The sequence below is a fragment of the Pseudomonas sp. GCM10022186 genome, assembly GCF_042656385.1.
GTDB lineage: Bacteria > Pseudomonadota > Gammaproteobacteria > Pseudomonadales > Pseudomonadaceae > Metapseudomonas.
The window spans coordinates 358,603-381,761 of record NZ_JBHSOU010000002.1 but is presented as its reverse complement, the minus strand read 5'-3'; the positions used below and the strand labels follow the sequence as shown (position 1 = coordinate 381,761).

Genomic DNA, 23,159 nt, shown 5'->3' with positions numbered 1-23,159 from the left:
GGCAGTCTCTTACTCGATGTTCTGGACTTGTTCGCGCATCTGTTCGATCAACACCTTGAGGTTGACCGCGGCCTGGGTGCTGCGCGGGTCGAAGGCCTTGGAGCCTAGAGTGTTGGCTTCGCGGTTGAGTTCCTGCATCAGGAAGTCCAGGCGGCGACCGGCGGCACCTCCGGCCTTGAGCACGCGGCGGACTTCGCCGATGTGGGTGCCGAGGCGGTCCAGTTCCTCGGCGACGTCGCTCTTCTGCGCCAGCAGCACCAGCTCCTGCTCGAGTCGCTGGGGGTCCAGCTCGGCCTTCATCTCATTGAAGCGGTCGAGGATCTTCTGCCGCTGGGCGGCCAGCATCTGCGGCACCAGGGCGCGCAGGGCGGCGACTTCTTCCTGCATGGCGTCCAGGCGGTCGTTGAGCAGGCGGGCCAGCTCGGCGCCTTCGCGGGCGCGGCCGTTCTTCAGCTCGGCGAGGGCCTGGGCGAAGGCTTCCATGGCGGCGGCGTTCAGTGCTTGCGGATCGGCGGCATCGGCCACCAGCACGCCCGGCCAGGCGAGGACTTCCAGGGGATTGAGCGGGGCCGGCTGCTGAATCAGCGCGGCGACGCTCTCGGCGGCCTGGATCAGCTGGCTGGCGCGTTCGCGGTCCACCTGCAGCGGCTTGCCGGCAGTCTCCTCGGCCAGACGCAGGGTGCATTCCACCTTGCCGCGCGACAGGCCCTGGCGCAGGGCGTCGCGTACCGGGCCCTCCAGGTCGCGGAAGGCTTCCGGCAGGCGCAGGTGGGGTTCGAGATAGCGGTGGTTGACCGAGCGCAGTTCCCAGCTCAGGGTGCCGTGGGGGCCGGCCCGTTCGACGCGGGCGAAGGCGGTCATGCTGTGCACCATGGGGTTTCCTCTCGGATTCGGCGATCAAAGGAGGGGATTGTAGCCCAGGCGGGCTGCGCCTCCCAACGCGGCGATGTCCCCCTCGCCGCAGGGCCTCTATAATGGCGGGCAGATTTCTCCCGAACAGGTAAGCCCCGATGAAACGTCCCAGTGGCCGCGCGGCCGATCAGCTGCGCCCGATCCGCATCACCCGCAACTACACCAAGCACGCCGAAGGTTCGGTGCTGGTGGAGTTCGGGGATACCAAAGTGATCTGCACGGCCAGCGTCGAATCCGGCGTGCCGCGCTTTCTCAAGGGCCAGGGCCAGGGCTGGCTGACCGCCGAGTACGGCATGCTGCCGCGCGCCACCGGCGAGCGTAACCAGCGCGAGGCCAGCCGTGGCAAGCAGGGCGGCCGCACCCTGGAGATCCAGCGCCTGATCGGCCGCTCCCTGCGCGCCGCGCTGGACATGACCAAGCTGGGCGAGAACACCATCTACCTGGATTGCGATGTGATCCAGGCCGACGGCGGCACCCGCACCGCCTCCATCACCGGCGCCATGGTGGCCCTGATGGACGCGCTGAAGGTGCTGAAGAAGCGTGGCGCGCTGAAGGGCGAGCCGCTGAAGCAGATGGTGGCCGCGGTGTCCGTGGGTATCTACCAGGGCGAGCCGGTGCTGGACCTGGACTACCTGGAAGACGCCGCCGCCGAAACCGACCTGAACGTGGTCATGACCAATGCCGGCGGCTTCATCGAGGTCCAGGGCACCGCCGAAGGTGCGCCCTTCCAGCCGGAAGAGCTGACCGCCATGCTCGACCTGGCACGCAAGGGCCTGAACGAGCTGTTCGAACTGCAGCGCGCCGCCCTGGCCGACTGACACGACCATCCGGGCGAGGAGGTGGCAATGGACGAACCCACTCATTACCAGGAGCCGAACCGGGAAGTGCGGCAGTGGGCGATGTTCTGCCATTTCTCCGCCTTCCTCGGCCTGGTGTTCCCCTTCGGCAACCTGCTGGGGCCGCTGATCGTCTGGCAGATCAAGAAGGACATGGACCCCTTCGTCGACTCCCAGGGCAAGGAAGCGCTGAACTTCCAGATCACCGTGGCCCTGGCCGTGGTGCTGTGCTTCCTGCTGATGCTGGTGGTGATCGGCTTCCCGTTGCTCGGCCTGGTGAGCATCGGCGCGCTGGTGCTGACCATCATCGCCGGGATCAAGGCCAACGAAGGCCAGGCCTATCGCTATCCGTTCTGCTGGCGCCTGGTCAAATAGTCCGTGGCAGACCTTCGGCCTGCTTGGCGAATGAATTCGCCCCTACAGAGTGCGATGGTTGCAGGGGCGAATTCATTCGCCAAACGCCCCGCAGGGGCGTCGGCGAGAGTGCAAAGAAAAAGCCGGCTCGAAAGCCGGCTTTTTTCTGCGCAGGTCACACGCTCAGCAGCCAGTCGTAGTCGACGATCAGCGGCGCATGCTGGGAGAAGCGCGGCTGGCGCGGCAGCTTGGCGCTGCGCACGAAGCGGCGCAGGCCGGGCGTGAGCACCTGATAGTCGAAGCGCCAACCCAGGTTGAGCATCTCGGCCTGCTCGCTGTCCGGCCACCAGCTGTACTGGTCGCCCTCGCGGCTGACTTCGCGCAGGGCATCCACATAGCCCATGTTGCCGAACACCTCGTCCATCCAGGCACGCTCGGGCGCCAGGAAGCCGGGGATCTGCTGGCAGTCGCGCCAGTTCTTCACGTCCAGCTTCTGGTGGGCGACATAGAGCGAGCCGCAGTAGATGTACTCGCGGCGTTTGCGGCGTTGCTTGTTCAGATAATGGGTGAGGTCGTCCATGAACTTGAACTTGTGGTTCAGGTTCTCGTCCCCGCCCTGCCCGGAAGGCAGCAGCAGGGTGGCGATGCTCACTTTGTCGAAATCTGCCTGCAGGTAACGTCCGTACCGATCGCAGGACTCGAAGCCGAGTCCCCAGATCACCGCCTTGGGTTGCAACCGCGAATAGAGCGCCACACCACCCTGGGTGGGCACTTCGGCATCGCCGGCGTAGAGGAAATAACCATCCAGTTGGAAGGCAGGGTCGTCCAGGTCGAAGGCGGAGGCACGTGTGTCTTGCAGGCAGATCACGTCGGCATTCTGAGCCTGCAGCCAGCTGAGGAGACCTCGCTCGGCTGCCGCTTGAATACCATTCACGTTCACGCTGATGATCCGCATAAATGGCCCCCAAAAACACGTGCGTGTATGATACCCGAGCTCTTTCCTTTTAGCTAAATCCGTGCCGTCCGAGGCTTTTCATGCAGGCGTACCAGCGCGATTTCATTCGCTTTGCCATCGAGCGCGGAGTACTGCGTTTCGGTGAGTTCACTCTCAAGTCCGGGCGTACCAGCCCCTATTTCTTCAATGCCGGCCTGTTCAACAGCGGCCTGGCCCTTGCCCAGCTCGGCCGATTCTATGCGGCTGCCGTGGTCGATAGCGGCATTCCTTTCGATGTGCTGTTCGGCCCGGCCTACAAGGGCATCCCGCTGGCCGCCGCCACCGCCGTGGCGCTGGCCGAGCACCATGGGATCGACATTCCCTGGTGCTTCAACCGCAAGGAAGCCAAGGACCATGGCGAAGGCGGCACCCTGGTGGGGGCACCGCTGGCCGGCCGCGTGCTGATCATCGATGACGTGATCACCGCGGGCACCGCGATCCGCGAAGTGATGCAGATCATCCAGGCGCAGGACGCCCGGGCGGCGGGCGTGCTGATCGCCCTGAACCGTCAGGAGCGTGGCCAGGGCGAGTTTTCGGCTATACAGGAAGTGGAGCGCGACTTCGGCTTGCCGGTGGTCAGCATCGTGTCCCTGGAACAGGTGCTTGAGTACCTGGCCGGTGATGCCGAGCTGAAGAAGCACCTGCCGGCGGTGGAAGCCTATCGCGCCAATTTCGGTATCTGATCTACGGGGTCGGGAGTCCTCATGCTGAAGTCGCCCGCACTGCGCTACAGCCTGTCGCTGTTTCTGCTGCTGCCGGCTCTGGCCGGTGCGGCGGAGCTGTATCGCTATGTCGACGACAAGGGCGTGACCGTGCTGGATCGCCAGGGCGTGCCGCCGGAGTACATCGGCAAGGGCTACGAGGTGCTCAACGAGCAGGGCAGGGTCATCCGCGTGATCCCGCCGGCGCCCAGCCGCGAGGAGATGCAGCGCCAGCTGGATGAGAAGGCCCGTGCCAGCTCCGATGCCCAGTTGCTCCGGCTCTACACCAGTGTCGAGGACGTCGACCGTGCCCTGGAGCGCAAGCTGACTGAGCTCGACGGCCTGATCGGCGTCGCCCGCGGCAACCAGCAGTCGCTGCGCACCCAGCAGACCAACCTGCAGAGCCAGGCGGCGGAAAGCGAGCGGGCCGGGCGTGAAGTCCCGGCCCACCTGGTGGCGCAGATCGACAACCTGCGCGACCAGCAGAAGCGCCTGGACCAGGATATCGCCCGCTACGAGAAGGACCGCGAGGCCGCCAAGGCCAGTTACGCTGCGGATCGCGCGCGCCTCGCCAAACTCCTGGGTGGCGCCCGCTAGCTTCAGTCCGCCGGGGCGACCTCGGCCCGGCGCACGTGCGGGGGATGGAAGAATCTGAAGTTCTCTCGGAACAGCCTGGCCATTTCCGCTTCCTTGAAAAGAAACAGGCCGGATCGCTCCGGCCTGCCTGGGTGTCGCTCTGATCAGTGACGCTTGCGGTTGGTGATCAGGGTGCCGACGCCGCTGTCGGTGAAGATCTCCAGCAGCACCGCGTGGGGCACGCGGCCGTCGATGATGTGCGCGGCGTTGACGCCGCCCTGCACCGCGTCCAGGGCGCAGCGGATCTTCGGCAGCATGCCGCCGTAGATGGTGCCGTCGGCGATCAGGTCGTTGACCTGCTCGGTGGACAGGCCGGTGAGCACATTGCCCTGCTTGTCCATCAGGCCGGCGATGTTGGTGAGCAGCATCAGCTTCTCGGCCTTCAGCGCCTCGGCCACCTTGCCGGCCACCAGGTCGGCGTTGATGTTGTAGGACTCGCCGTTGGAACCGACGCCGATCGGCGCGATCACCGGGATGAAGTCGCCGTTGACCAGCATGTTGAGCAGGTCGGTGTTGACGCTGGCGACCTCGCCCACGTGGCCGATGTCGATGATCTCCGGCTGGGTCATCTCCGGAGTCTGGCGGGTGACGGTGAGCTTCTTCGCGCGGATCAGCTCGGCGTCCTTGCCGGTCAGGCCGATGGCGCTGCCGCCGTGGCGGTTGATCAGGTTGACGATGTCCTTGTTCACCTGGCCGCCCAGGACCATCTCCACCACGTCCATGGTCTGCGCGTCGGTGACGCGCATGCCGTCGACGAAGTGGCTCTCGATGGACAGGCGCTTGAGCAGGTCACCGATCTGCGGGCCGCCGCCGTGCACCACCACCGGATTGATGCCGACTGCCTTCATCAGCACCACATCGCGGGCGAAGCTGGCCTTCAGCTCGTCGCTTTCCATGGCGTTGCCGCCGTACTTGACCACCAGGGTCTTGCCGACGAAGCGGCGGATATAGGGCAGCGCTTCGGACAGGACCTGGGCGACTTGGGAAGCAGCGTCGAGGCTGAGGGTCATGCTGGGCTCCAGTGCAACGGATCAGAACGGCAGGTTGAGTTCAGGGGCGATGAGGTTGAGCTGGCTGCGGAACACCTGCTTGATGCGCTCCAGTTCTTCCTCGGTATCGGCCTCGAAGCGCAGCACCAGCACGGGAGTCGTGTTGGAGGCGCGGACCAGGCCCCAGCCCTTCGGATAATCGACACGCACGCCATCGAGGGTGGTGAGGTTGGCTTCGCCCCAGCTGGCCTCGCGCTGCAGGCGTTCGATCAGGCGGAACTTGCTCTCGTCGGTGACGGTGATGTTGATTTCCGGAGTGGAGACGTCTTTCGGGAAGGCCGAGAACACAGTTTCGGCGTCACGCTTGTCCTGGCTGAGGATTTCCAGCAGGCGGGCGGCGCTGTAGATGCCGTCGTCGAAGCCATACCAGCGCTCCTTGAAGAAGATGTGGCCGCTCATTTCGCCGGCCAGCAGCGCGCCGGTTTCCTTCATCTTCTTCTTGATCAGCGAGTGGCCGGTCTTCCACATCACCGGGCGGCCGCCGTAGCCGCTGATGAGGGAGGTCAGGCGGCGGGTGCATTTCACGTCGAAGATGATGTCGGCGCCCGGATTGCGCGATACCACGTCCTTGGCGAAGAGCATCAGCAGGCGGTCGGGGTAGATGATGGTGCCTTCGTTGGTCACCACGCCGACACGGTCGCCGTCGCCGTCGAAGGCCAGGCCCAGGTCGGCGCCTTCTTCCTTGACCTTGGCGATCAGGTCTTCCAGGTTCTCCGGCTTGCCCGGGTCCGGGTGGTGGTTGGGGAAGGTGCCGTCGACGTCGCAGTAGAGCGGGATCACGGTGCAACCCAGGGCTTCGATCAGCTGCGGGGCGATCACGCCGGCCACGCCGTTGCCGCAGTCCACCACCACCTTCAGCGAGCGGGCCATGGCGATGTCGTCGCGGATTTCCTGGAAGTAGCGGTCCAGCACGTCGACCACTTCGACGCTGCCGACGCCGCTGGCCAGGTCGTTGTTCTGGATGCGGGTGTGCAGGGCGGTGATCTGTTCGTTGGCCAGGGTTTCGCCGGCGACCATGATCTTGAAGCCGTTGTAGTCCGGCGGGTTGTGGCTGCCGGTGAGCATCACGCCGGATTTGCCGGCCAGCACGTTGGCGGCGTAGTAGAGCGCCGGGGTCGGCACCATGCCGACGTCGCTGACCTGGCAGCCGCAGTCCAGCAGGCCCTGGATCAGCGCCTGGACCAGTTCGGGGCCGGACAGGCGGCCGTCACGGCCTACGGAGACGCAGGCTTCGCCGCGGGCCAGGCTCTCCGAGCCGATGGCGCGGCCGACCCAGTAGGCGGTCTCGGTGGTGAGGGTATCGCCGACCACGCCGCGGATGTCATAGGCGCGGAAGATGCTGGCGGGCAGGGTGGGGGCGATCTTTTCGATGCTGGTCATGGCGGGGGCTTGCTCCAATCCCAGGAGGTCCTGGTCTTCGTCGAGGATGTCGATATCGAGAATGTCGGTATCTTGGAAAAGTGGGTTGGCCGGTTCGGCCGGCTTGGCGGGCGCCGGTGCAGCGGGGCTGCTGGCGGCCGCCAAGGCCGGTCCCTTGTCCGGCGCCGGTTCCGGTTTGCGCCTGGGCTGGCGGGCAAGTGCCTGGGCCAGACTGTCCAGCGCCGGCAGGCGCAGACTGAAGGCTTTGACGCTCCCGCCGTTCGAGAGTTCTTGCAACATTTGATTGAGCTGCCGAGCGTCATCGCGCAGCTTGCGCTGCAGGGCGCCCTGGCCGAGCTTCAGGCCGACCATGGCGCCGCCCAGGGCGAGCAGGGCGGCCAGGGCCAGCAGCAGGGGCGAGAAGGGCGCTTCGGTGAGGGCCGGTCCCGGCGTGAAGGCGAGCTTCCAGTTCGGGTTGCCGCTGTCCAGGGCGATGGGGGCGGCATCGGCGGCCTGGCCGCGCTGGGCCAGGATCTGCGCCGGGGCATTGCTGAACTGCTGGGTCAGCTGCAGCAGGCCGATGTCCGCCGGCAGCGATGGCAGGCTGCCCAGCAGGCGCTCGAGGTCGTACACCAGCAGCAGGGTGCCCCGGGGCGCGCTCTGCGCGTCCAGGCGCAGTGGCGCGGTGCTGTATACCAGCCAGTGCGAGCCTACCTTGTACGCTTCGGGGCTGGGCTGCTGGCCTGCTTCCAGGCGACGCAGCATGTCCAGGGCGGCGAAGTTCATCGGTGCGGCGCGCTGGCTGTTCTGCTGGGCCTGGCCCGGCAGGTTGAGATGGGCGTCGACCACGCCGTCGCGATAGCCCAGGCCGCGTTCGGCGGCCATCAGGCGGCCGGCGTCGCCGCTGTCGAGGGCGTCGATCAGGCTGGGGTCGCGGGCGGCCGCGGCGGTTTCGGCATGCAGCTGGGCGATGGCCTGGCGCAGGGTGGCGGCCTGGCTGACGCCCCAGGCCTGGCCGAGCTGGTCCACCCGGCTCTGCTCGGCGGGATGGATCAGACCGAACCAGAGCAGGGCGCCGGCGGCGGCCACTCCGGTCAGGGCCGCAAGGGTGCCGGGGAGCAGCTCGTCCGTGCCCGCGCGCTTCGCGCCGGCCGGCAGGCTGGTCGATCCATTGGGGGCGGCATCCTTGCTGCTGCGCTTGAAGAGTTTCACTGAAAGTCTCCTCGGCGGTTCATCCTGATGGCAAACGGTCAGTGGCTGCCGGTGTGACCGAAGCCGCCGGCGCCGCGCTGGCTTTCGTGGAACTCGTCGACCAGCTCGAAGTGCGCCTGGACCACGGGCACCAGCACCAGCTGGGCGATGCGTTCGCCGACGGCGATGCGGAAGGCGGTCTGGCCACGGTTCCAGCAGGACACCATCAACTCGCCCTGGTAGTCGGAGTCGATCAGGCCCACCAGGTTCCCCAGCACCACGCCATGTTTATGGCCGAGGCCCGAGCGCGGCAGGACCAGCGCCGCCAGGCCCGGGTCGGCGATGTGGATCGACAGGCCGGTGGGAATGAGCACGGTCTGCCCCGGCTCGAGGACGACTTCTTCCTTGAGCATGGCGCGCAGGTCGAGGCCGGCGGAGCCCGGGGTAGCGTATTGCGGCAGCGGGAATTCGCTGCCGATGCGGGAATCGAGGATCTTGGCTTGCAGTGAGTGCATGGAGTCTCAGGCCTGGTCGAGGCGGTCGGCGATGAAGGTGATCAGCTGGCGGGCGATCTTGCCCTTGCTGGTCTGGGCGAAGCTGCTCTGGGCCAGGTCGCGGTCGATGACGGTGATGGCGTTTTCCTCGCTGTTGAAGCCGATGCTCGGGTTGGCCACGTCATTGGCGACTATCAGGTCGAGGTTCTTGTCCTTTAGCTTGCGCGAGGCGTACTCGAGCAGGTTCTCGGTCTCGGCGGCGAAGCCCACGCTGAAGGGGCGGTCGGGCCGGCTCGCGAGGGTGGCGAGGATATCGGGGTTGCGCACCAGCTGCAGCAGCAGGCCTTCGCCGCTGGTCGGGTCCTTCTTCATCTTGTGCTGCGCCACCACTTCCGGGCGGTAGTCGGCCACGGCGGCGGCGGCGATCAGCAGGTCGCAGGGCATGGCCGCTTCGCAGGCGGCCAGCATGTCGCGGGCGCTGACCACATCGATGCGGTTGACCCGGTCGGGGGTGGGCAGGTGAACCGGGCCGGTGATCAGGGTCACCTTGGCGCCGGCTTCCACCGCGGCCTCGGCCAGGGCGAAGCCCATCTTCCCGGAGCTGTGGTTGGTGATGTAGCGCACCGGGTCGATGTTTTCCTGGGTCGGGCCCGCGGTGATCAGCACATGGCGGCCGGAAAGGGCGCGGTGCTCGAAGCAGTCGGCGGCGCGCTGGGCCAGTTCCTCGGCTTCCAGCATGCGGCCCAGGCCGACGTCGCCGCAGGCCTGGCTGCCGGCGGCCGGGCCGAACAGGCGCAGTCCGCGGCGGGTGAGGATTTCCAGGTTGGCCTGGGTGGCCGGGTCGCGCCACATGGCCTGGTTCATCGCCGGGGCCAGGGCCACGGGGGCGTCGGTGGCCAGCACCAGGGTGGTCAGCAGGTCGTCCGCCACGCCCTGGGCCAGGCGCGCCATGAGGTCGGCGGTGGCCGGCGCGATCAGCACCAGGTCGGCCCAGCGGGCCAGTTCGATATGGCCCATGGCCGCTTCGGCGGCGGGGTCGAGCAGGTCGAGATGGACGGGGTGCCCGGAAAGCGCCTGGAGGGTCAGCGGGGTAATGAACTCGCGGCCGCCCTGGGTCATGACCACGCGCACCTCTGCGCCCTGGTCGCGGAGCCGGCGGACCAGCTCAGCGCTCTTGTAGGCGGCAATGCCGCCGCCCACGCCCAAGAGGATGCGTTTCCGATAGAGCCGCTGCATAGGCCTGCCTTTCATGGAGGTTGACGATGCGCTGCGGCGAAGGCGCCTCCCCAGGCCGATCGCCGCGCGAAAAGGGTGGGTTAAGATAGCACAGCGCCCGCACTGGAACAGCGGCGCGGCTCAATCATGGAGGTGTCATGAGCATTCGCGACTGGCCCGCGGCGGAGCGCCCGCGGGAAAAACTTCTTGAACTGGGGGCGGCGGCCCTGAGCGACGCCGAACTCCTCGCCATCTTTCTGCGCACCGGGGTTGCCGGGCGCAGTGCCGTCGACCTGGCACGCCACCTGCTCAACGAGTTCGGCAGCCTGCGCGCATTGCTGGACGCCGAACTGCATGACTTCAGCCAGCATCTCGGCCTGGGGCCGGCCAAATTCGCCCAGCTGCAGGCGGTGCTGGAAATGGGCCGCCGTCATCTCGCCGAAGGCTTGCGCCGCAATTCCGCGCTGGAAAGCCCGCAGGCGGTTCGCGACTTCCTCAAGGCGCAGCTGCGCCATTCCCAGCACGAGCAGTTCGCCTGCCTGTTCCTCGATGCCAAGCACCGGGTGCTGGCCTTCGAGGTGCTGTTCCACGGCACCATCGACGGCGCCAGCGTTTACCCGCGCCAGGTGGTCAAGCGCGCCCTGGCGCACAATGCCGCGGCCCTCATCCTCAGCCACAACCACCCCTCGGGCGTCGCCGAGCCGAGCCAGGCCGACCAGCAGCTGACCCAGCGCCTCAAGGAGGCGCTGGCGCTGATCGATGTGCGGGTGCTGGACCACTTCATCGTGGGGGACGGCGAGCCGCTGTCCATGGCGGAGCGTGGGCTGATCTAGTCCAGGCGCACCCTGGAAAAGTCCTGGCGGCCGAAGGGGCTGACCTGATAGCCCTCGACATTGGCGCGGGTCAGGGCGAAGGCGGTGGGGTGGGCCAGTGGCAGCCAGAGGGCCTGTTCGCGAATGATCCGCTGGGCCTTCTCATAGAGCGCGGTGCGCTCGCCCTGGGCGGTGTGGCTCTTGCCATCGGCGATCAGCTTGTCGAGATCGGCGTTGCAGTAGCGTGCGAAGTTGAGGCCGGACTGCACCGAGGCGCAGGAGAACTGCGGCGTGAGGAAGTTGTCCGGGTCGCCATTGTCGCCGGCCCAGCCCATGAACAGCAGATCGTGTTCGCCGGCCTTGGCGCGGCGGATCAGCTCGCCCCATTCGATCACGCGGATCTCGGCCTGGATGCCCACCTTGGCCAGGTCCGCCTGCAGCAACTGGGCGCCGAGGCTGGGGTTGGGGTTGAGCAGGCTGCCGGAGGGTCGGGTCCAGATGGTGGTCTTGAAGCCATCGGCCAGACCCGCCTCGGCCAGCAGCGTCTTGGCCTTCTGCGGGTCGTGGGCATAGGTGGGCAGGTTCGCGGCGTAGCTCCAGGTGTTCGGCGGGTAGGGGCTATCGGCGGCAGTGGCGCTGCCTTCGAATACCGCCTTGAGGTAGCTCTGCTTGTCGAAGGCGAGGTTGATCGCCTGGCGCACCTGGGGCTTGTCCAGGGGCGGATGCTGGCTGTTGATGCCGACGAAGGCGGTCATGAAGGCCGGGGTCTTGATCACCCGGACGTTCTTGTCCCCGGCGGCGGCCTGCACATCCAGCGGCTTGGGCGACAGGGCGATCTGGCATTCGCCGCGGCGCAGCTTCTGCAGGCGCACATTGGCGTCCGGCGTGATGGCGAACACCAGGCCGTCGACGCCGGGCTTGCCGCCGAAGTAGTCCGGGTTGGCCGCATAACGCACCGTGGCGTCCTTCTGGAAGCGGCGGAAGACGAAGGGGCCGGTACCGATGGGCTGGGCATTGAGCTTTTCCGGAGTGCCGGCCTTCATCAGCTGGTCGGCGTACTCGGCGGAATAGATAGAGGCGAAGCCCATGCTCAGGGTCGCGAGGAAGGTGGCGTCCGGCTTGTTCAGGCTGAAGCGCACCTGCTGGTCGTCCAGCTTGTCGATGCTCTTGATCAGGCTCGGCAGCTGCATCGACTGGGCGTGGGGGAACCCGCTCTGGGCCACCTTGTGCCATGGATTGTCGGGATCCAGCATGCGCTGGAAGCTGAAGACCACGTCGTCGGCGTTCAGCGGGCGGCCCGGCTTGAAGTAGTCCGTGCCGTGGAAGGCCACATTCCCGCGCAGGTGGAAGGTATAGGTGAGGCCGTCGGCGGAGACCTCCCAGCGCTCGGCCAGGCCGGGTACCAGCTCGCCGCGCTGCGGGTCGAATTCCACCAGGCGGTTCATCAGCACGTCGGCCGAGGCGTTGGTGGTGGTCAGGGAGTTGTACTGCACCACGTCGAAGCCCTCGGGACTGGCCTCGGTGCAGACGCTTAGGGTCGCGGCCTGGGCGAGCAGCGGGGCGAACAGCAGCGGCAGGGCGGCAAAACGCATGGCAGGCTCCTTTGCGATAGCTGGTGGGCCCTCTTCGGGCCAAAGGCTCTACCCTAGACCATGGCCGGTCGGCGAACAATGCGCCGGGGGCGACGAGCGGTCACGCAGGCGTGGTGGCCTTGCGGCAGTGGCGCGGGCACAATTGCGGGCCGGCCGGGCCTGTGGGTAAAACGCTACGGCCCTTGCTGCACTAGGGTCTTTCTGATATAAAGCAGCGCTCTTTTCTGGGGGCCCGGTCTTTCGCAGTCAATTTGCGGCCGGTAAGACCCTGACGAGACGGGCGCTTCAGCGCCCAAAATGTGAGAGTTCAAGCGGCCAACCCATGCCGGGTTGGGCATGTGGTTTAGAGGGCTGAGGCATGTCGAGAGTCTGTCAAGTAACCGGTAAGGGTCCGGCTACTGGGAACAACATTTCCCACGCAAACAACAAAACCCGTCGTCGTTTCCTGCCGAACCTGCAGCACCATCGCTTCTGGGTCGAGTCCGAGAAGCGCTTCGTGCGTCTGCGCGTTTCCGCCAAGGGCATGCGTATCATCGACAAGCGCGGTATCGACGTCGTGCTGAGCGAGCTGCGTGCTCGCGGCGAAAAGGTTTAAGGAGCTAATCATGCGTGAACTGATCCGTCTGGTGTCCAGCGCCGGTACCGGCCACTTCTACACCACCGACAAGAACAAGCGCACCACTCCCGACAAGATCGAGATCAAGAAGTACGATCCTGTCGTGCGCAAGCACGTGATCTACAAGGAAGCCAAGATCAAGTAATTGATCCGGCCCTTGCGAAGAAGCCCGCCCAGTGCGGGCTTTTTCATGCCCGCGATTCGTGCCGCGGAGTCGTAGGATGGGTGGAGCGGAGCGATACCCATGCTGCCGTGTGAAGATCGATGGGTATCGCAAGCTCGCGGAACGCCGCCCGACCCACCCTACAAAGGCCTTTGCAGCGTCCATAAAAAAGCCCGCCAGAGGCGGGCCGAAGGGTGACAAGCATGGGAGACGAGCAGGCTCAGCGGGTGGCCTGTTCGAAGATCACGTAGACCTTGCGGCAGGGCTCCAGCACTTCCCAGGTGCCGGAGAAGCCGGCCGGGATGACGAAGCGGTCGCCGGCGCGCACGGTCTTGGCGTTGCCGTCCGCATCGCGGATCACCGACACGCCCTGGAGAATCTCGCAGTACTCGTGCTCGGTGTAGCTCACCGTCCAGTGGCCCACGGCGCCCTCCCAGATGCCCACGTTGAACTGCCCGCAGGGGCTGCCGTAGTGGTTGCGCACACTCTGCTCGGGGTCGCCCTTGAGAATCTTCTCGGGCGCCGGGCGGTAGTGTTCCGGGGCGGTGGTGGCCTGGGCGAAGTCGACGATCTGCTGGATGTTCATGGTGCGGTCCCTGTTCAGGCGGCCTTGCGGATGGAGTCGGCGAGCTTGCCGACGAGAATGTCGATCTGTTCCTTCTCCACGATCAGCGGCGGCGACATGGCGATGGTGTCGCCGGTGACGCGAACCATCACACCATCGTGGAAGCATTGTTCGAAGACCTGGAAGCCGCGCTTGCCGACGCCATCGGCGCTGGGCGCCAGTTGCACGCCGCCGACCAGGCCCACGGCACGGATGTCGATCACGTTGGGCAGGTCCCTGAGGCCGAGCAGGGCATCCTGCCAGTAGCCTTCCAGCTCGATGGCGCGCTCGAACAGGCGCTCGTCCAGATAGATGTCCAGGGTCGCCAGCGCGGCGGCGCAGGCCACCGGGTGGCCGGAATAGGTATAGCCGTGGAAGAACTCGATGGCGCTTTCCGGGCCCTGCATGAAGGCCTGGTAGATCTCCTCGGCGACGAATACCGCGCCCATGGGGATCGCGCCGTTGGTCAGGCCCTTGGCGCAGGTGATGATGTCCGGGGTGACGCCCCAGCGCTGCGCGGCGAAGGCCTGGCCGACGCGGCCGAAGCCGGTGATGACCTCGTCGAAGATCAACAGGATGCCGTGCTTGCGGGTGATCTCGCGCAGGCGCTGCAGGTAGCCCACCGGCGGCAGGATCACGCCGGCCGAGCCGGACATGGGCTCGACTATCACGGCGGCGATGTTTTCCGCGCCGTGCAGGGTGACCAGGCGCTCCAGTTCGTCGGCCTTCTCGATGCCGAACTCCGGCAGGCCGCGGCTGAAGGCATTGCGCCGGATATCCAGGGTATGCGGCAGGTGGTCTACGTTCGGCAGCAGGGCGGGGAAGGCCTTGCGGTTGTTGACCATGCCGCCCACCGAGATGCCGCCGAAGCCGACGCCGTGATAGCCCAGCTCGCGGCCGATCAGGCGGGTGCGGGTACCCTGGCCGATGGCCCGCTGGTAGGCGAGGGCGATCTTCAGGGCGGTGTCCGCCGATTCCGAGCCGGAGTTGGTGAAGAACACCTTGTTCAGGCCCTTGGGCGCGATATCGGCCAGGCGCTCGGCCAGCTCGAAGGGCAGCGGGTGGCCCATCTGGAAGGTGGGGGCGAAGTCCAGCCTGGCGATCTGCCGGCTCACCGCCTCGGTGATCTCGCGGCGGCCGTGGCCGGCATTGCAACACCAGAGGCCGGCGGTGCCGTCCAGAACCTGGCGTCCATCACTGCTGGTGAAGTACATCCCTTCGGCGCTTTCCAGCAGGCGCGGGTTCGCCTTGAACTGGCGATTGGCGGTGAAGGGCATCCAGAAGTCGTCGAGGCTGTTGGATATTCTGCTCGGTTGCGGCACGGAGGCGTTTGTCATCGTAGGCACCGGAAAAGGCGAGGTGAGCTGTTGTAATGATCTGATGGCAGTCTATGTTTGATAAATTGAACAAGGCAAGGGTGTTTGATGGAATTCTGTAAAATATATTGAAAAGGCTGGTTGGTCTGGTTTAGGGTTGCGAGGATGGCCATTCGTAGGTCGGCCTTGCAGAATTTTTGACAGTGCATGCCCTGAGCTGGCGGCACTCTTCTAATAAGAGGAAAGCTCCAATGACCACCCTGACCCGTGCTGACTGGGAACAACGCGCCAAGTCCGTGCAGATCGAGACCCGCGCCTTCATCCATGGCGAGTACACCCACGCCGTTTCCGGCGAGACCTTCGACTGCGTCAGCCCGGTCGACGGCCGTCTGCTGGGCAAGGTCGCCAGCTGTGACCTGGCCGACGCCGAACTGGCGGTGAAGGATGCCCGCGCCGTGTTCGAATCCGGTGTGTGGTCGCGCCTGGCGCCGGTCAAGCGCAAGGAAGTGATGATCCGCTTCGCCGAGCTGATCGACGCCCACGCCGAAGAGCTGGCCCTGCTGGAAACCCTGGACATGGGCAAGCCGATCGGCGACTCCCTGAGCGTCGACGTGCCGGCCGCCTCCCGTGCGCTGCGCTGGTGCGGCGAGGCCATCGACAAGATCTACGACGAAGTCGCCGCCACCCCGCACAACGAGCTGGGCCTGGTGACCCGCGAGCCGGTGGGCGTGGTCGCCGCCATCGTGCCGTGGAACTTCCCCCTGCTGATGAGCTGCTGGAAGCTCGGCCCGGCCCTGGCCACCGGCAACTCCGTCGTCCTCAAGCCGTCCGAGAAGTCGCCGCTGACCGGTATCCGCATTGCCCAGCTGGCCATCGAGGCCGGCATTCCGGCTGGTGTGTTCAACGTGCTGCCGGGCTTCGGCCACACCGTGGGCAAGGCCCTGGCCCTGCACATGGACGTCGACACCCTGGTGTTCACCGGCTCCACCAAGATCGCCAAGCAACTGATGATCTACGCCGGCGAATCCAACATGAAGCGCGTCTGGCTGGAGGCCGGCGGCAAGAGCCCGAACATCGTCTTCGCCGACGCCCCTGACCTGCAGGCCGCCGCCGAGGCCGCCGCCGGCGCCATCGCCTTCAACCAGGGCGAGGTCTGCACCGCCGGCTCGCGCCTCCTGGTGGAACGCTCGATCAAGGACAAGTTCGTGCCCATGGTGGTCGAGGCGATCAAGGCCTGGAAACCGGGCAACCCGCTGGACCCGGCGACCAACGTCGGCGCCCTGGTGGACACCACCCAGATGAACAACGTGCTGTCCTACATCCAGGCCGGCCATGACGACGGCGCCAAGCTGGTGGCCGGCGGCAAGCGCGTGATGGAAGAAACCGGCGGCACCTATGTCGAGCCGACCATCTTCGACGGCGTGAGCAACGCCATGCGCATCGCCAAGGAAGAAATCTTCGGCCCGGTGCTCTCGGTGATCGCCTTCGACAACGAGGAAGAGGCCGTCGCCATCGCCAACGACACCATCTACGGCCTGGCTGCGGCGGTGTGGACCAGCAACCTGTCCCGCGCCCACCTGGTCGGCAAGGCCCTGCGCGCCGGCAGCGTCTGGATCAACCAGTACGACGGCGGCGACATGACCGCGCCCTTCGGCGGCTTCAAGCAGTCCGGCAACGGCCGCGACAAGTCGCTGCACGCGTTCGACAAGTACACCGAGCTGAAATCCACCTGGATCAAGCTCTGATACCCCATTGAGGTCCGCCCCTCGTGGTTCGAGGGGCCGGCTCTGCGAGCCACGCCTGCGGCCGGGTTTCCATTCTTGGAGCCCGGCCTTTTTTGCTTTTTGCCCCACACGGAAAGGGAGGACATCGGCAATGCGTTGGGGAACCTACTTCGCGGTCTGCGGCGCGGTCATCAGCATCGGCCTCGCCCTGGGCGTGACCATGCCGCTGGTGTCGCTGCGGCTGGAAAGCTGGGGCTACGACAGTTTCGCCATCGGCGTTATGGCCGCCACCCCGGCGGTGGGCGTGCTGCTCGGCGCGGTGATCGCCGGGCGGCTGGCGGCGCGCCTGGGCACCACCACCCTGATGCAGCTGTGCCTGCTGGTGGGCGCAGTGTCGGTGGCCTTGCTGGCGCTGGTGCAGGTCTACCCGGTGTGGCTGCTGCTGCGCCTGTTGATCGGTATCGCCCTGACGGTGGTATTCATCCTCGGCGAAAGCTGGATCAACCAACTGGCGGTGGAAGAGTGGCGCGGCCGCCTGGTGGCCCTCTACGGCACCGGCTATGCCCTGAGCCAGTTGTCCGGACCGCTGCTGCTGAGCGCCCTGGGTACCTCCAACGACCTCGGTTTCTGGACCGGCACCGGCCTGCTGGTGGGCGGTTCCCTGCTGCTGCTCGGCCGCAGCGGAGCACCCAGCGTCGATGCCCACAGCGCCTCGGGGCGAGGGCTCTGGTCCTTCTGTGCGCGGCTGCCGACCATCGCCTGGGCGGTGATGCTGTTCGCCGCCTTCGAGGCCATGATGCTGACCCTGCTGCCGATCTATGGCCTGCGCCAGGGCTTCAGCCAGGAAGTTGCCCTGCTGATGGCCAGTGTGGTGGTGGTGGGCGACGCCGCCCTGCAACTTCCCATCGGCTGGCTGGCCGACCGCATGTCACGGCGCAACCTGTTCCGCGGCTGCGGCCTGGCCCTGCTGCTGAGCAGCCTGGGTGTGCCGCTGCTGCTGCACACACCGCTGATCTGGCCGCTCTGGGTGCTGTTCGGCGCCAGTGCCGGCGGGCTCTTCACCCTGGCCCTGATCCTGATCGGCGAGCGTTATCGGGATGATGAGCTGGTGCGTGCCAACGCCCACATAGCCCAGCTCTGGGGCATCGGCTGCCTGGTCGGGCCGCTGCTGACCGGTGCCGCCAGCCAGTGGATCAGCGGCCACGCCCTGCCGCTGATCATGGCCTTGGGCGCCGCCGGCTTCGTCTGGCTGGCCTGGACTCGCGAGCTGTTCGAGGACAGCGCCGAGACCGTCCCCGACTGAAATCGCGTCCACGTAGGACGGCATTCGCGTAAGGTGCCCGAGTGCGTACGCGGCACCTGTAGAAGCGAGCTTGCTCGCGAACCTTGCCCACGCCGTTCGCCAGCAAGCTGGCTCCTACGGATATGGCGAAACCCAAGCCCCTCAATGTGGGGGCGAATTCATTCGCTATGCAGGCCGCAGGCCTGCCCATCGGTGATGGGTTTCGCAGGCTCTACCCATCCTACGGCGCCACCCGCAGAGGCTTTGTGTAGGGTGGAAATCCGCGTGGCGGATTTCCACCGAGGGGGTATCAGGCGATCCCCACCGCTTCCTTCATCCGGTACCAGAGCATGCCCAGGGCCAGTAGCGGCGAGCGCAGGTGGCGGCCGCCGGGGAAGGTGATGTGCGGCACCCTGGCGAAGATGTCGAAGCCGCTGCTCTGCTCGCCGCAGATCGCCTTGGCCAGCAACTGGCCCGCCAGGTGCGTGGCGTTCACCCCGTGGCCGGAATAGGCCTGGGCGAAATAGACGTTGGGCTGGTCCGGCAGCCGGCCGATCTGCGGCAGGCGGTTGGCGCCGATGCCGATCATGCCGCCCCACTGGTAGTCGATGCGCACGCCTTCCAGCTGCGGGAATACCTTGAGCATCTTCGGCTGCATGTAGGCGCCGATATCCGCCGGATCGCGCCCGGAGTAATGGCAGGCGCCGCCGAACAGCAGGCGGTTGTCGGCGGAAAGGCGGTAATAGTCCAGGGCCACGCGCTGGTCGCAGACCGCCATGTTCTGCGGCAGCAGCTCATGGGCGAGGTCGGCGGGCAGCGGTTCGGTGGCGATCACATAGCTGCCGGCGGGCAGCACCTTGCCGCCGAGGGTGGAATTGAGGTCGTTCATATAGGCGTTGCAGCCCAGCACCAGGGTCTTTGCCCGCACATGGCCGCCAGCGGTATGCACCTTCACCTCGGGACCGTAGTCGATGCGAGTGACCGCCGAATGCTCGAACAGGCGCACGCCCAGGGATTGCGCGGCGGCGGCCTCGCCCAGGGCCAGGTTGAGCGGATGCAGGTGGCCCGAACCCATGTCGATCAGACCGCCCACGTACTGGTCCGAGCCGACCACGCTGCGTATCTCGTGAGGTTGCACCAGGCGCAGTTCGTGGCGGTAGCCGAGGCCCTTCAGCTCTTCCATCTCCTCGGCGAAGCCGGCGAGGTGGCTCGGCTTGTTGGCCAGGTCGCAATAACCCCAGGTCAGGTCGCAGTCGATGGAAAATTCCTCGACCCGGCGGCGGACGATCTCCACCGCCTCCAGGCCCATCAGCTTGAGGGCGCGTACGCCCTCGGCGCCGATCACCGGCTCGAACTGCTCGACGCCGTGGCCGACCCCGCGGATCAGCTGCCCGCCGTTGCGTCCGCTGGCGCCCCAGCCGATCTGCCGGGCTTCCAGCAGCACCACCTTGCGTCCACGCCGGGCCAGTTCGATCGCCGTGTTCAGCCCGGAAAAACCGCCACCGACAATGCACACGTCGGCCAGCTCCTCTCCCGCCAGGGGCGGGTAGTCGATGCGACGATTGGCGGTCGCGGCGTAGTAGGAGGGGGCGTGGTGTTCGGTGTGCACCGGGATGCGAACGCGGGCGTTCATGTGCGAAATCCTGATTTTATTGTTTGGAAAATTAAACGCCCGGGCAGGATAAGGCGAACCCCTCGACCATGCCAAGGGGTTCGGAAAGCTTGTAACGAATCAGTCCGGAATCGGCAGGTTCAGCGATTCCTTCACCTCTTCCATGACGATATAGGACTTGGATTCGCGCACGTGGGGCAGCTTCAGCAGGATGTCGCCGAGCAGCTTGCGGTAGGAGGCCATCTCGTTGATCCGTGCCTTCACCAGGTAGTCGAAGTCGCCCGACACCAGGTGGCACTCCAGCACGTGGGGCAGCTTGAGCACGGCACGGCGGAAGTCCTCGAAGGTATCGCCGGACTTGTAGTCCAGGCTGATCTCGACGAACACCAGCAGGCTGGCTTTCAGGTGCTGGGGATTCAGCCGGGCGTTGTAGCCGAGGATGATGCCCTCGCGCTCCAGGCGGCGGACCCGCTCGGTGCAGGGCGTGGTGGAAAGCCCTACGCGCTCGCCCAGCTCAGTGAAGGAGATGCGGCCGTCTTCCTGCAGGATTCGTAAAATATTCCGGTCTATCTTGTCCAGTTCACGACGGGATTGATGCTGGGTGCGCATGGTGGATGCCCCTCCGCTGAAGCGTATTCTGCCGAGAATTATCGCCAAATATAGCTAGTTATATAGTGAATATCACTGGTGTCGTCTTCCTATACTTCGCGCCATCGACGCTCAAGATAACAAACGCAGCGGATTCCCCGCCGCGACTGGAGACAGACATGCGAGTGATGGTCCTTGGCAGTGGTGTGATCGGTACGACAAGCGCCTATTACCTGGCCCAGGCAGGGTTCGAGGTGGTCGTGGTCGACCGCCAGAATGCCGTGGCCATGGAAACCAGCTTTGCCAACGCTGGCCAGGTTTCCCCCGGTTATGCATCGCCCTGGGCAGCACCCGGCGTGCCGCTGAAGGCCGTCAAATGGATGCTGCAGCAGCACGCGCCGCTGGCCATCCGCACCACCAGCGACATCGACCAGTACCTGTGGATGACGCAGATGCTGCGCAACTGCACCGCCGCCCGCTATGCGGTGAACAAGGAGCGCATGGTGCGTCTGTCCGAGTACAGCCGCGACTGCCTCGACGAGCTCCGCGCTGAAACCGGCATCAGCTATGAAGGCCGCGCGCTCGGTACCACCCAGTTGTTCCGCACCCAGGCCCAGGTGGACGCCGCGGCCAAGGACATCGCCGTGCTCGAGCGTTCCGGCGTGCCGTACGAACTGCTCGACCGCGACGGCATCGCCCGCGTCGAACCGGCCCTGGCCAGCGTCAAGCACAAGCTGGCCGGCGCCCTGCGCCTGCCCAACGACCAGACCGGCGACTGCCAGCTGTTCACCACCCGCCTCGCCGAGATGGCGGAGAAGCTGGGCGTGGAATTCCGTTTTGGCCAGAACATCGAGCGCCTGGATTTCGCCGGCGACCGCATCAACGGCGTGTGGATCGACGGCAAGCTGGAAACCGCGGACCACTACGTGCTGGCCCTCGGCAGCTACACCCCGCAAATGATCAAGCCGCTGGGCATCAAGGCGCCGGTCTATCCGCTCAAGGGCTATTCGCTGACCGTGCCGATCACCAATCCGGCCATGGCTCCGACCTCGACCATCCTGGACGAGACCTACAAGGTCGCCATCACCCGTTTCGATAACCGCATCCGCGTGGGCGGCATGGCCGAGATCACCGGCTTCAATCTGGATCTGAATCCGGCGCGCCGCGACACCCTGGAAATGATCACCGCCGACCTCTACCCGGAAGGTGGCGACCTGTCCCAGGCCAGCTTCTGGACCGGCCTGCGCCCGGCGACCCCGGATGGCACCCCGATCGTGGGCGCCACCCCGTTCCGCAACCTGTTCCTCAACACCGGACACGGTACCCTTGGCTGGACCATGGCCTGCGGCTCCGGCCGCCTGCTCGCCGACCTGATGGCGCGCAAGCGTCCGCAGATCAGTGCCGAAGGCCTGGACATCTTCCGTTATGGCAATTCCAAGGAGACCCCGAACAATGCAAATCCAGCGCCTGCGCACTGAAACCCGCTACAGCGAAATCGTCATCCACAACGGCACGGTCTACCTGGCCGGCCAGCTGGATGAGAAGCACAGCGCGGGTGTCGGCCAGCAGACTCGTGAAACCCTGGCCGCCATCGACGCGATGCTGGCCGAGGCCGGTACCGACAAGAGCCGCATCCTGTCGGTGACCATCTACCTGAAGGACATGGACGCCGACTACGCCGCGATGAACGCGGTGTGGGACGCCTGGGTGCCGCAGGGCGCCGCCCCGGCCCGTGCCTGCGTCGAGGCGAAGCTGTACTCGCCCGACGTGCTGGTGGAGATGACGGTCATCGCCGCGCTTCCCTGAGTTTTTTGCTCAGCCCGGTGCTTGCACCGGGTTTTTTCCACCCGATAATCAGAAGAAGCCCTCGCCATGCGTCCCGCCCGTGCCCTGATCGATCTCGAAGCCCTGCGCCACAACTACCGCCTCGCCCGCGAAGTCAGCGGCGCCAAGGCCCTGGCCGTGGTCAAGGCCGACGCTTACGGCCACGGTGCGGTGCGCTGTGCCCAGGCACTGGAATCCGAGGCCAACGGTTTCGCCGTGGCCTGCATCGAGGAAGCCCTGCAATTGCGCGCGGGGGGCATCCGCAAGCCGATCCTGCTGCTGGAAGGCTTCTTCGAGGCCGATGAACTGGAGCTGATCCAGGAGCACGACTTCTGGACCGTGGTGCACGCCAACTGGCAACTGGAGGCCATCGAACGCGCCAGCCTGCGCAAGCCGCTGACCGTCTGGCTCAAGCTGGATTCGGGCATGCACCGCGTCGGCCTGCACCCGGCCGAGTACCGCGACGCCTGGCAGCGCCTGTCGGCCAGCGGCAAGGTGGGGAAGATCGTGCTGATGAGCCACTTCGCCCGTGCCGATGAGCTGGATTGCGCCAGCAGCACCGAGCAGGTCGCCGTCTTCGAGCAGGCCCGCGCAGGTCTCGAGGCGGAAGTCAGCCTGCGCAATTCGCCGGCGGTGCTCGGCTGGCCGCAGGTGCCGAGCGACTGGGTACGCCCCGGCATCATGCTCTACGGTGCCACCCCCTTCGAACAGGCCCATCCCCTGGCGGAGCGCCTGCAGCCGGTGATGACCCTGGAATCGAAGGTCATCAGCGTGCGCGAACTGCCCGCCGGCCAGCCGGTGGGTTACGGCGCCAGGTTCGTCACCGAGCGCCCGACCCGCGTCGGCGTGGTCGCCATGGGCTATGCCGACGGCTACCCCCGCCACGCGCCCACCGGCACCCCGGTGAGCATCGACGGCCAGCCGAGCCGGCTGGTCGGCCGGGTGTCCATGGACATGCTCACCGTCGACCTCACCGACCTGCCCCAGGCGGGCCTGGGCAGCCGCGTCGAGCTGTGGGGGAAGGAGGTCCTGGCCAGTGAAGTAGCGGCCCGGGCCGGCACCATTCCCTATCAGATCTTCTGTAACCTGCGCCGGGTGCCGCTCGTCTACGTCTGATGCCTGAAACTGCGGTGAAGTGATCAGGAAATCGATCATTTCACCGACGTTGCCCCCCAGATAAACGCTTTGCCAAGGTCTACCTCGGGATAGGGAAAGTTCGCGCAGTATTGACGGCCGAAGTGTTGTAAATACTGAACGCTGTTGCCATGATACGGCGACCGTGACT

23 protein-coding genes are annotated in these 23,159 nt (G+C 66.1%); 12 read left to right on the top strand and 11 right to left on the bottom strand.

Translation table 11 applies throughout. The features are described from left to right. Positions 1-9: 9 nt before the first annotated feature. Positions 10-873, bottom strand: coding sequence for a YicC/YloC family endoribonuclease (locus ACFPU0_RS02450; RefSeq protein WP_377691193.1), 864 nt, complete (start codon positions 871-873; stop codon positions 10-12). Positions 874-1,010: 137 nt separating this feature from the next. Between ACFPU0_RS02450 and rph the strand changes: the two genes are divergently transcribed. Together rph and ACFPU0_RS02440 are read left to right on the top strand one after the other, a co-directional pair. After that, complete coding sequence (gene rph / locus ACFPU0_RS02445; protein ID WP_377691192.1) at positions 1,011-1,730, top strand: ribonuclease PH; 720 nt, start codon at positions 1,011-1,013, stop codon at positions 1,728-1,730. A 27-nt stretch (positions 1,731-1,757) separates the two neighbouring features. Next, positions 1,758-2,123 carry a DUF4870 domain-containing protein gene (locus ACFPU0_RS02440; RefSeq protein WP_377691191.1) on the top strand — a complete coding sequence of 122 codons (366 nt, stop codon included), beginning with the start codon at positions 1,758-1,760 and terminating at the stop codon, positions 2,121-2,123. A gap of 154 nt (positions 2,124-2,277) precedes the next feature. Here the strand turns inward: ACFPU0_RS02440 and ACFPU0_RS02435 are convergent, their stop codons facing one another. After that, entirely contained in the window at positions 2,278-3,057 is a 780-nt protein-coding gene (locus ACFPU0_RS02435) for an exodeoxyribonuclease III (RefSeq protein WP_377691190.1), read from the bottom strand. Positions 3,058-3,137: 80 nt separating this feature from the next. Here ACFPU0_RS02435 and pyrE point away from each other — a divergent pair, with 80 nt between their 5' ends. Next, positions 3,138-3,779 carry an orotate phosphoribosyltransferase gene (gene pyrE, locus ACFPU0_RS02430; RefSeq protein ID WP_377691189.1) on the top strand — a complete coding sequence of 214 codons (642 nt, stop codon included), beginning with the start codon at positions 3,138-3,140 and terminating at the stop codon, positions 3,777-3,779. Between the two features lie 21 nt (positions 3,780-3,800). Next, a complete protein-coding gene (locus ACFPU0_RS02425) occupies positions 3,801-4,394 on the top strand; it encodes a DUF4124 domain-containing protein (RefSeq protein ID WP_377691188.1) in 594 nt (197 codons plus the stop codon). Between the two features lie 143 nt (positions 4,395-4,537). Here the strand turns inward: ACFPU0_RS02425 and argB are convergent, their stop codons facing one another. The 4 genes from argB to coaBC all read right to left on the bottom strand — a co-directional run bounded on the left by argB (position 4,538) and on the right by coaBC (position 9,762). Further along, entirely contained in the window at positions 4,538-5,443 is a 906-nt protein-coding gene (gene argB, locus ACFPU0_RS02420) for an acetylglutamate kinase (protein WP_377691187.1), read from the bottom strand. Between the two features lie 21 nt (positions 5,444-5,464). Continuing rightward, complete coding sequence (gene algC, locus ACFPU0_RS02415) at positions 5,465-6,862, bottom strand: phosphomannomutase/phosphoglucomutase (RefSeq protein ID WP_377691341.1); 1,398 nt, start codon at positions 6,860-6,862, stop codon at positions 5,465-5,467. 1,229 nt (positions 6,863-8,091) lie between these two features. Further along, entirely contained in the window at positions 8,092-8,547 is a 456-nt protein-coding gene (gene dut, locus ACFPU0_RS02410) for a dUTP diphosphatase (protein ID WP_377691186.1), read from the bottom strand. Positions 8,548-8,553: 6 nt separating this feature from the next. Next, positions 8,554-9,762: a bifunctional phosphopantothenoylcysteine decarboxylase/phosphopantothenate--cysteine ligase CoaBC gene (gene coaBC / locus ACFPU0_RS02405; protein WP_377691185.1), complete on the bottom strand. Its 1,209-nt coding sequence runs from the start codon at positions 9,760-9,762 to the stop codon at positions 8,554-8,556. Between the two features lie 137 nt (positions 9,763-9,899). Here coaBC and radC point away from each other — a divergent pair, with 137 nt between their 5' ends. After that, positions 9,900-10,574, top strand: a complete 675-nt coding sequence (gene radC / locus ACFPU0_RS02400; protein WP_377691184.1) for a RadC family protein — start codon at positions 9,900-9,902, stop codon at positions 10,572-10,574. Here the strand turns inward: radC and ACFPU0_RS02395 are convergent. After that, a complete protein-coding gene (locus tag ACFPU0_RS02395) occupies positions 10,571-12,145 on the bottom strand; it encodes an ABC transporter substrate-binding protein (protein ID WP_377691183.1) in 1,575 nt (524 codons plus the stop codon). The genes radC and ACFPU0_RS02395 overlap by 4 nt on opposite strands. A gap of 358 nt (positions 12,146-12,503) precedes the next feature. On the opposite strand from ACFPU0_RS02395, the gene rpmB reads away from it, so the two are divergent. Both rpmB and rpmG read left to right on the top strand, forming a co-directional pair. Beyond that, entirely contained in the window at positions 12,504-12,740 is a 237-nt protein-coding gene (gene rpmB, locus ACFPU0_RS02390) for a 50S ribosomal protein L28 (protein ID WP_044400708.1), read from the top strand. A 10-nt stretch (positions 12,741-12,750) separates the two neighbouring features. Beyond that, entirely contained in the window at positions 12,751-12,906 is a 156-nt protein-coding gene (gene rpmG / locus ACFPU0_RS02385; RefSeq protein ID WP_012703270.1) for a 50S ribosomal protein L33, read from the top strand. Positions 12,907-13,144: 238 nt separating this feature from the next. Here rpmG and ACFPU0_RS02380 read toward each other — a convergent pair whose 3' ends face one another. Beyond that, positions 13,145-13,510, bottom strand: a complete 366-nt coding sequence (locus tag ACFPU0_RS02380; protein WP_280285262.1) for a cupin domain-containing protein — start codon at positions 13,508-13,510, stop codon at positions 13,145-13,147. A 14-nt stretch (positions 13,511-13,524) separates the two neighbouring features. Beyond that, the gene (locus ACFPU0_RS02375) at positions 13,525-14,865 is read right to left on the bottom strand and encodes an aspartate aminotransferase family protein (RefSeq protein ID WP_377691182.1); all 1,341 of its coding nucleotides are present in this window, start codon (positions 14,863-14,865) and stop codon (positions 13,525-13,527) included. 230 nt (positions 14,866-15,095) lie between these two features. On the opposite strand from ACFPU0_RS02375, the gene ACFPU0_RS02370 reads away from it, so the two are divergent. Together ACFPU0_RS02370 and ACFPU0_RS02365 are read left to right on the top strand one after the other, a co-directional pair. Further along, on the top strand, positions 15,096-16,589 hold the full coding sequence (locus ACFPU0_RS02370) for an aldehyde dehydrogenase (RefSeq protein ID WP_377691181.1): 1,494 nt from the start codon (positions 15,096-15,098) through the stop codon (positions 16,587-16,589). A gap of 130 nt (positions 16,590-16,719) precedes the next feature. Then, the gene (locus ACFPU0_RS02365; RefSeq protein WP_377691180.1) at positions 16,720-17,871 is read left to right on the top strand and encodes an MFS transporter; all 1,152 of its coding nucleotides are present in this window, start codon (positions 16,720-16,722) and stop codon (positions 17,869-17,871) included. A 289-nt stretch (positions 17,872-18,160) separates the two neighbouring features. Here ACFPU0_RS02365 and ACFPU0_RS02360 read toward each other — a convergent pair whose 3' ends face one another. Both ACFPU0_RS02360 and ACFPU0_RS02355 read right to left on the bottom strand, forming a co-directional pair. Then, the gene (locus tag ACFPU0_RS02360) at positions 18,161-19,483 is read right to left on the bottom strand and encodes an NAD(P)/FAD-dependent oxidoreductase (RefSeq protein ID WP_377691179.1); all 1,323 of its coding nucleotides are present in this window, start codon (positions 19,481-19,483) and stop codon (positions 18,161-18,163) included. 99 nt (positions 19,484-19,582) lie between these two features. Next, positions 19,583-20,071, bottom strand: coding sequence for an Lrp/AsnC ligand binding domain-containing protein (locus tag ACFPU0_RS02355; protein WP_016495366.1), 489 nt, complete (start codon positions 20,069-20,071; stop codon positions 19,583-19,585). 158 nt (positions 20,072-20,229) lie between these two features. Here ACFPU0_RS02355 and dadA point away from each other — a divergent pair, with 158 nt between their 5' ends. From dadA to alr, 3 genes are all read left to right on the top strand, one after another. After that, positions 20,230-21,528 (top strand): D-amino acid dehydrogenase, encoded by a 1,299-nt coding sequence (gene dadA, locus ACFPU0_RS02350; RefSeq protein WP_377691178.1) that lies wholly within the window; start codon positions 20,230-20,232, stop codon positions 21,526-21,528. Continuing rightward, positions 21,503-21,856 (top strand): RidA family protein, encoded by a 354-nt coding sequence (locus tag ACFPU0_RS02345; protein WP_377691177.1) that lies wholly within the window; start codon positions 21,503-21,505, stop codon positions 21,854-21,856. Before dadA ends, ACFPU0_RS02345 begins: the two co-directional genes overlap by 26 nt. 66 nt (positions 21,857-21,922) lie before the next feature. Then, positions 21,923-22,990 (top strand): alanine racemase, encoded by a 1,068-nt coding sequence (alr, locus tag ACFPU0_RS02340; RefSeq protein WP_377691176.1) that lies wholly within the window; start codon positions 21,923-21,925, stop codon positions 22,988-22,990. Positions 22,991-23,159: the final 169 nt, after the last annotated feature.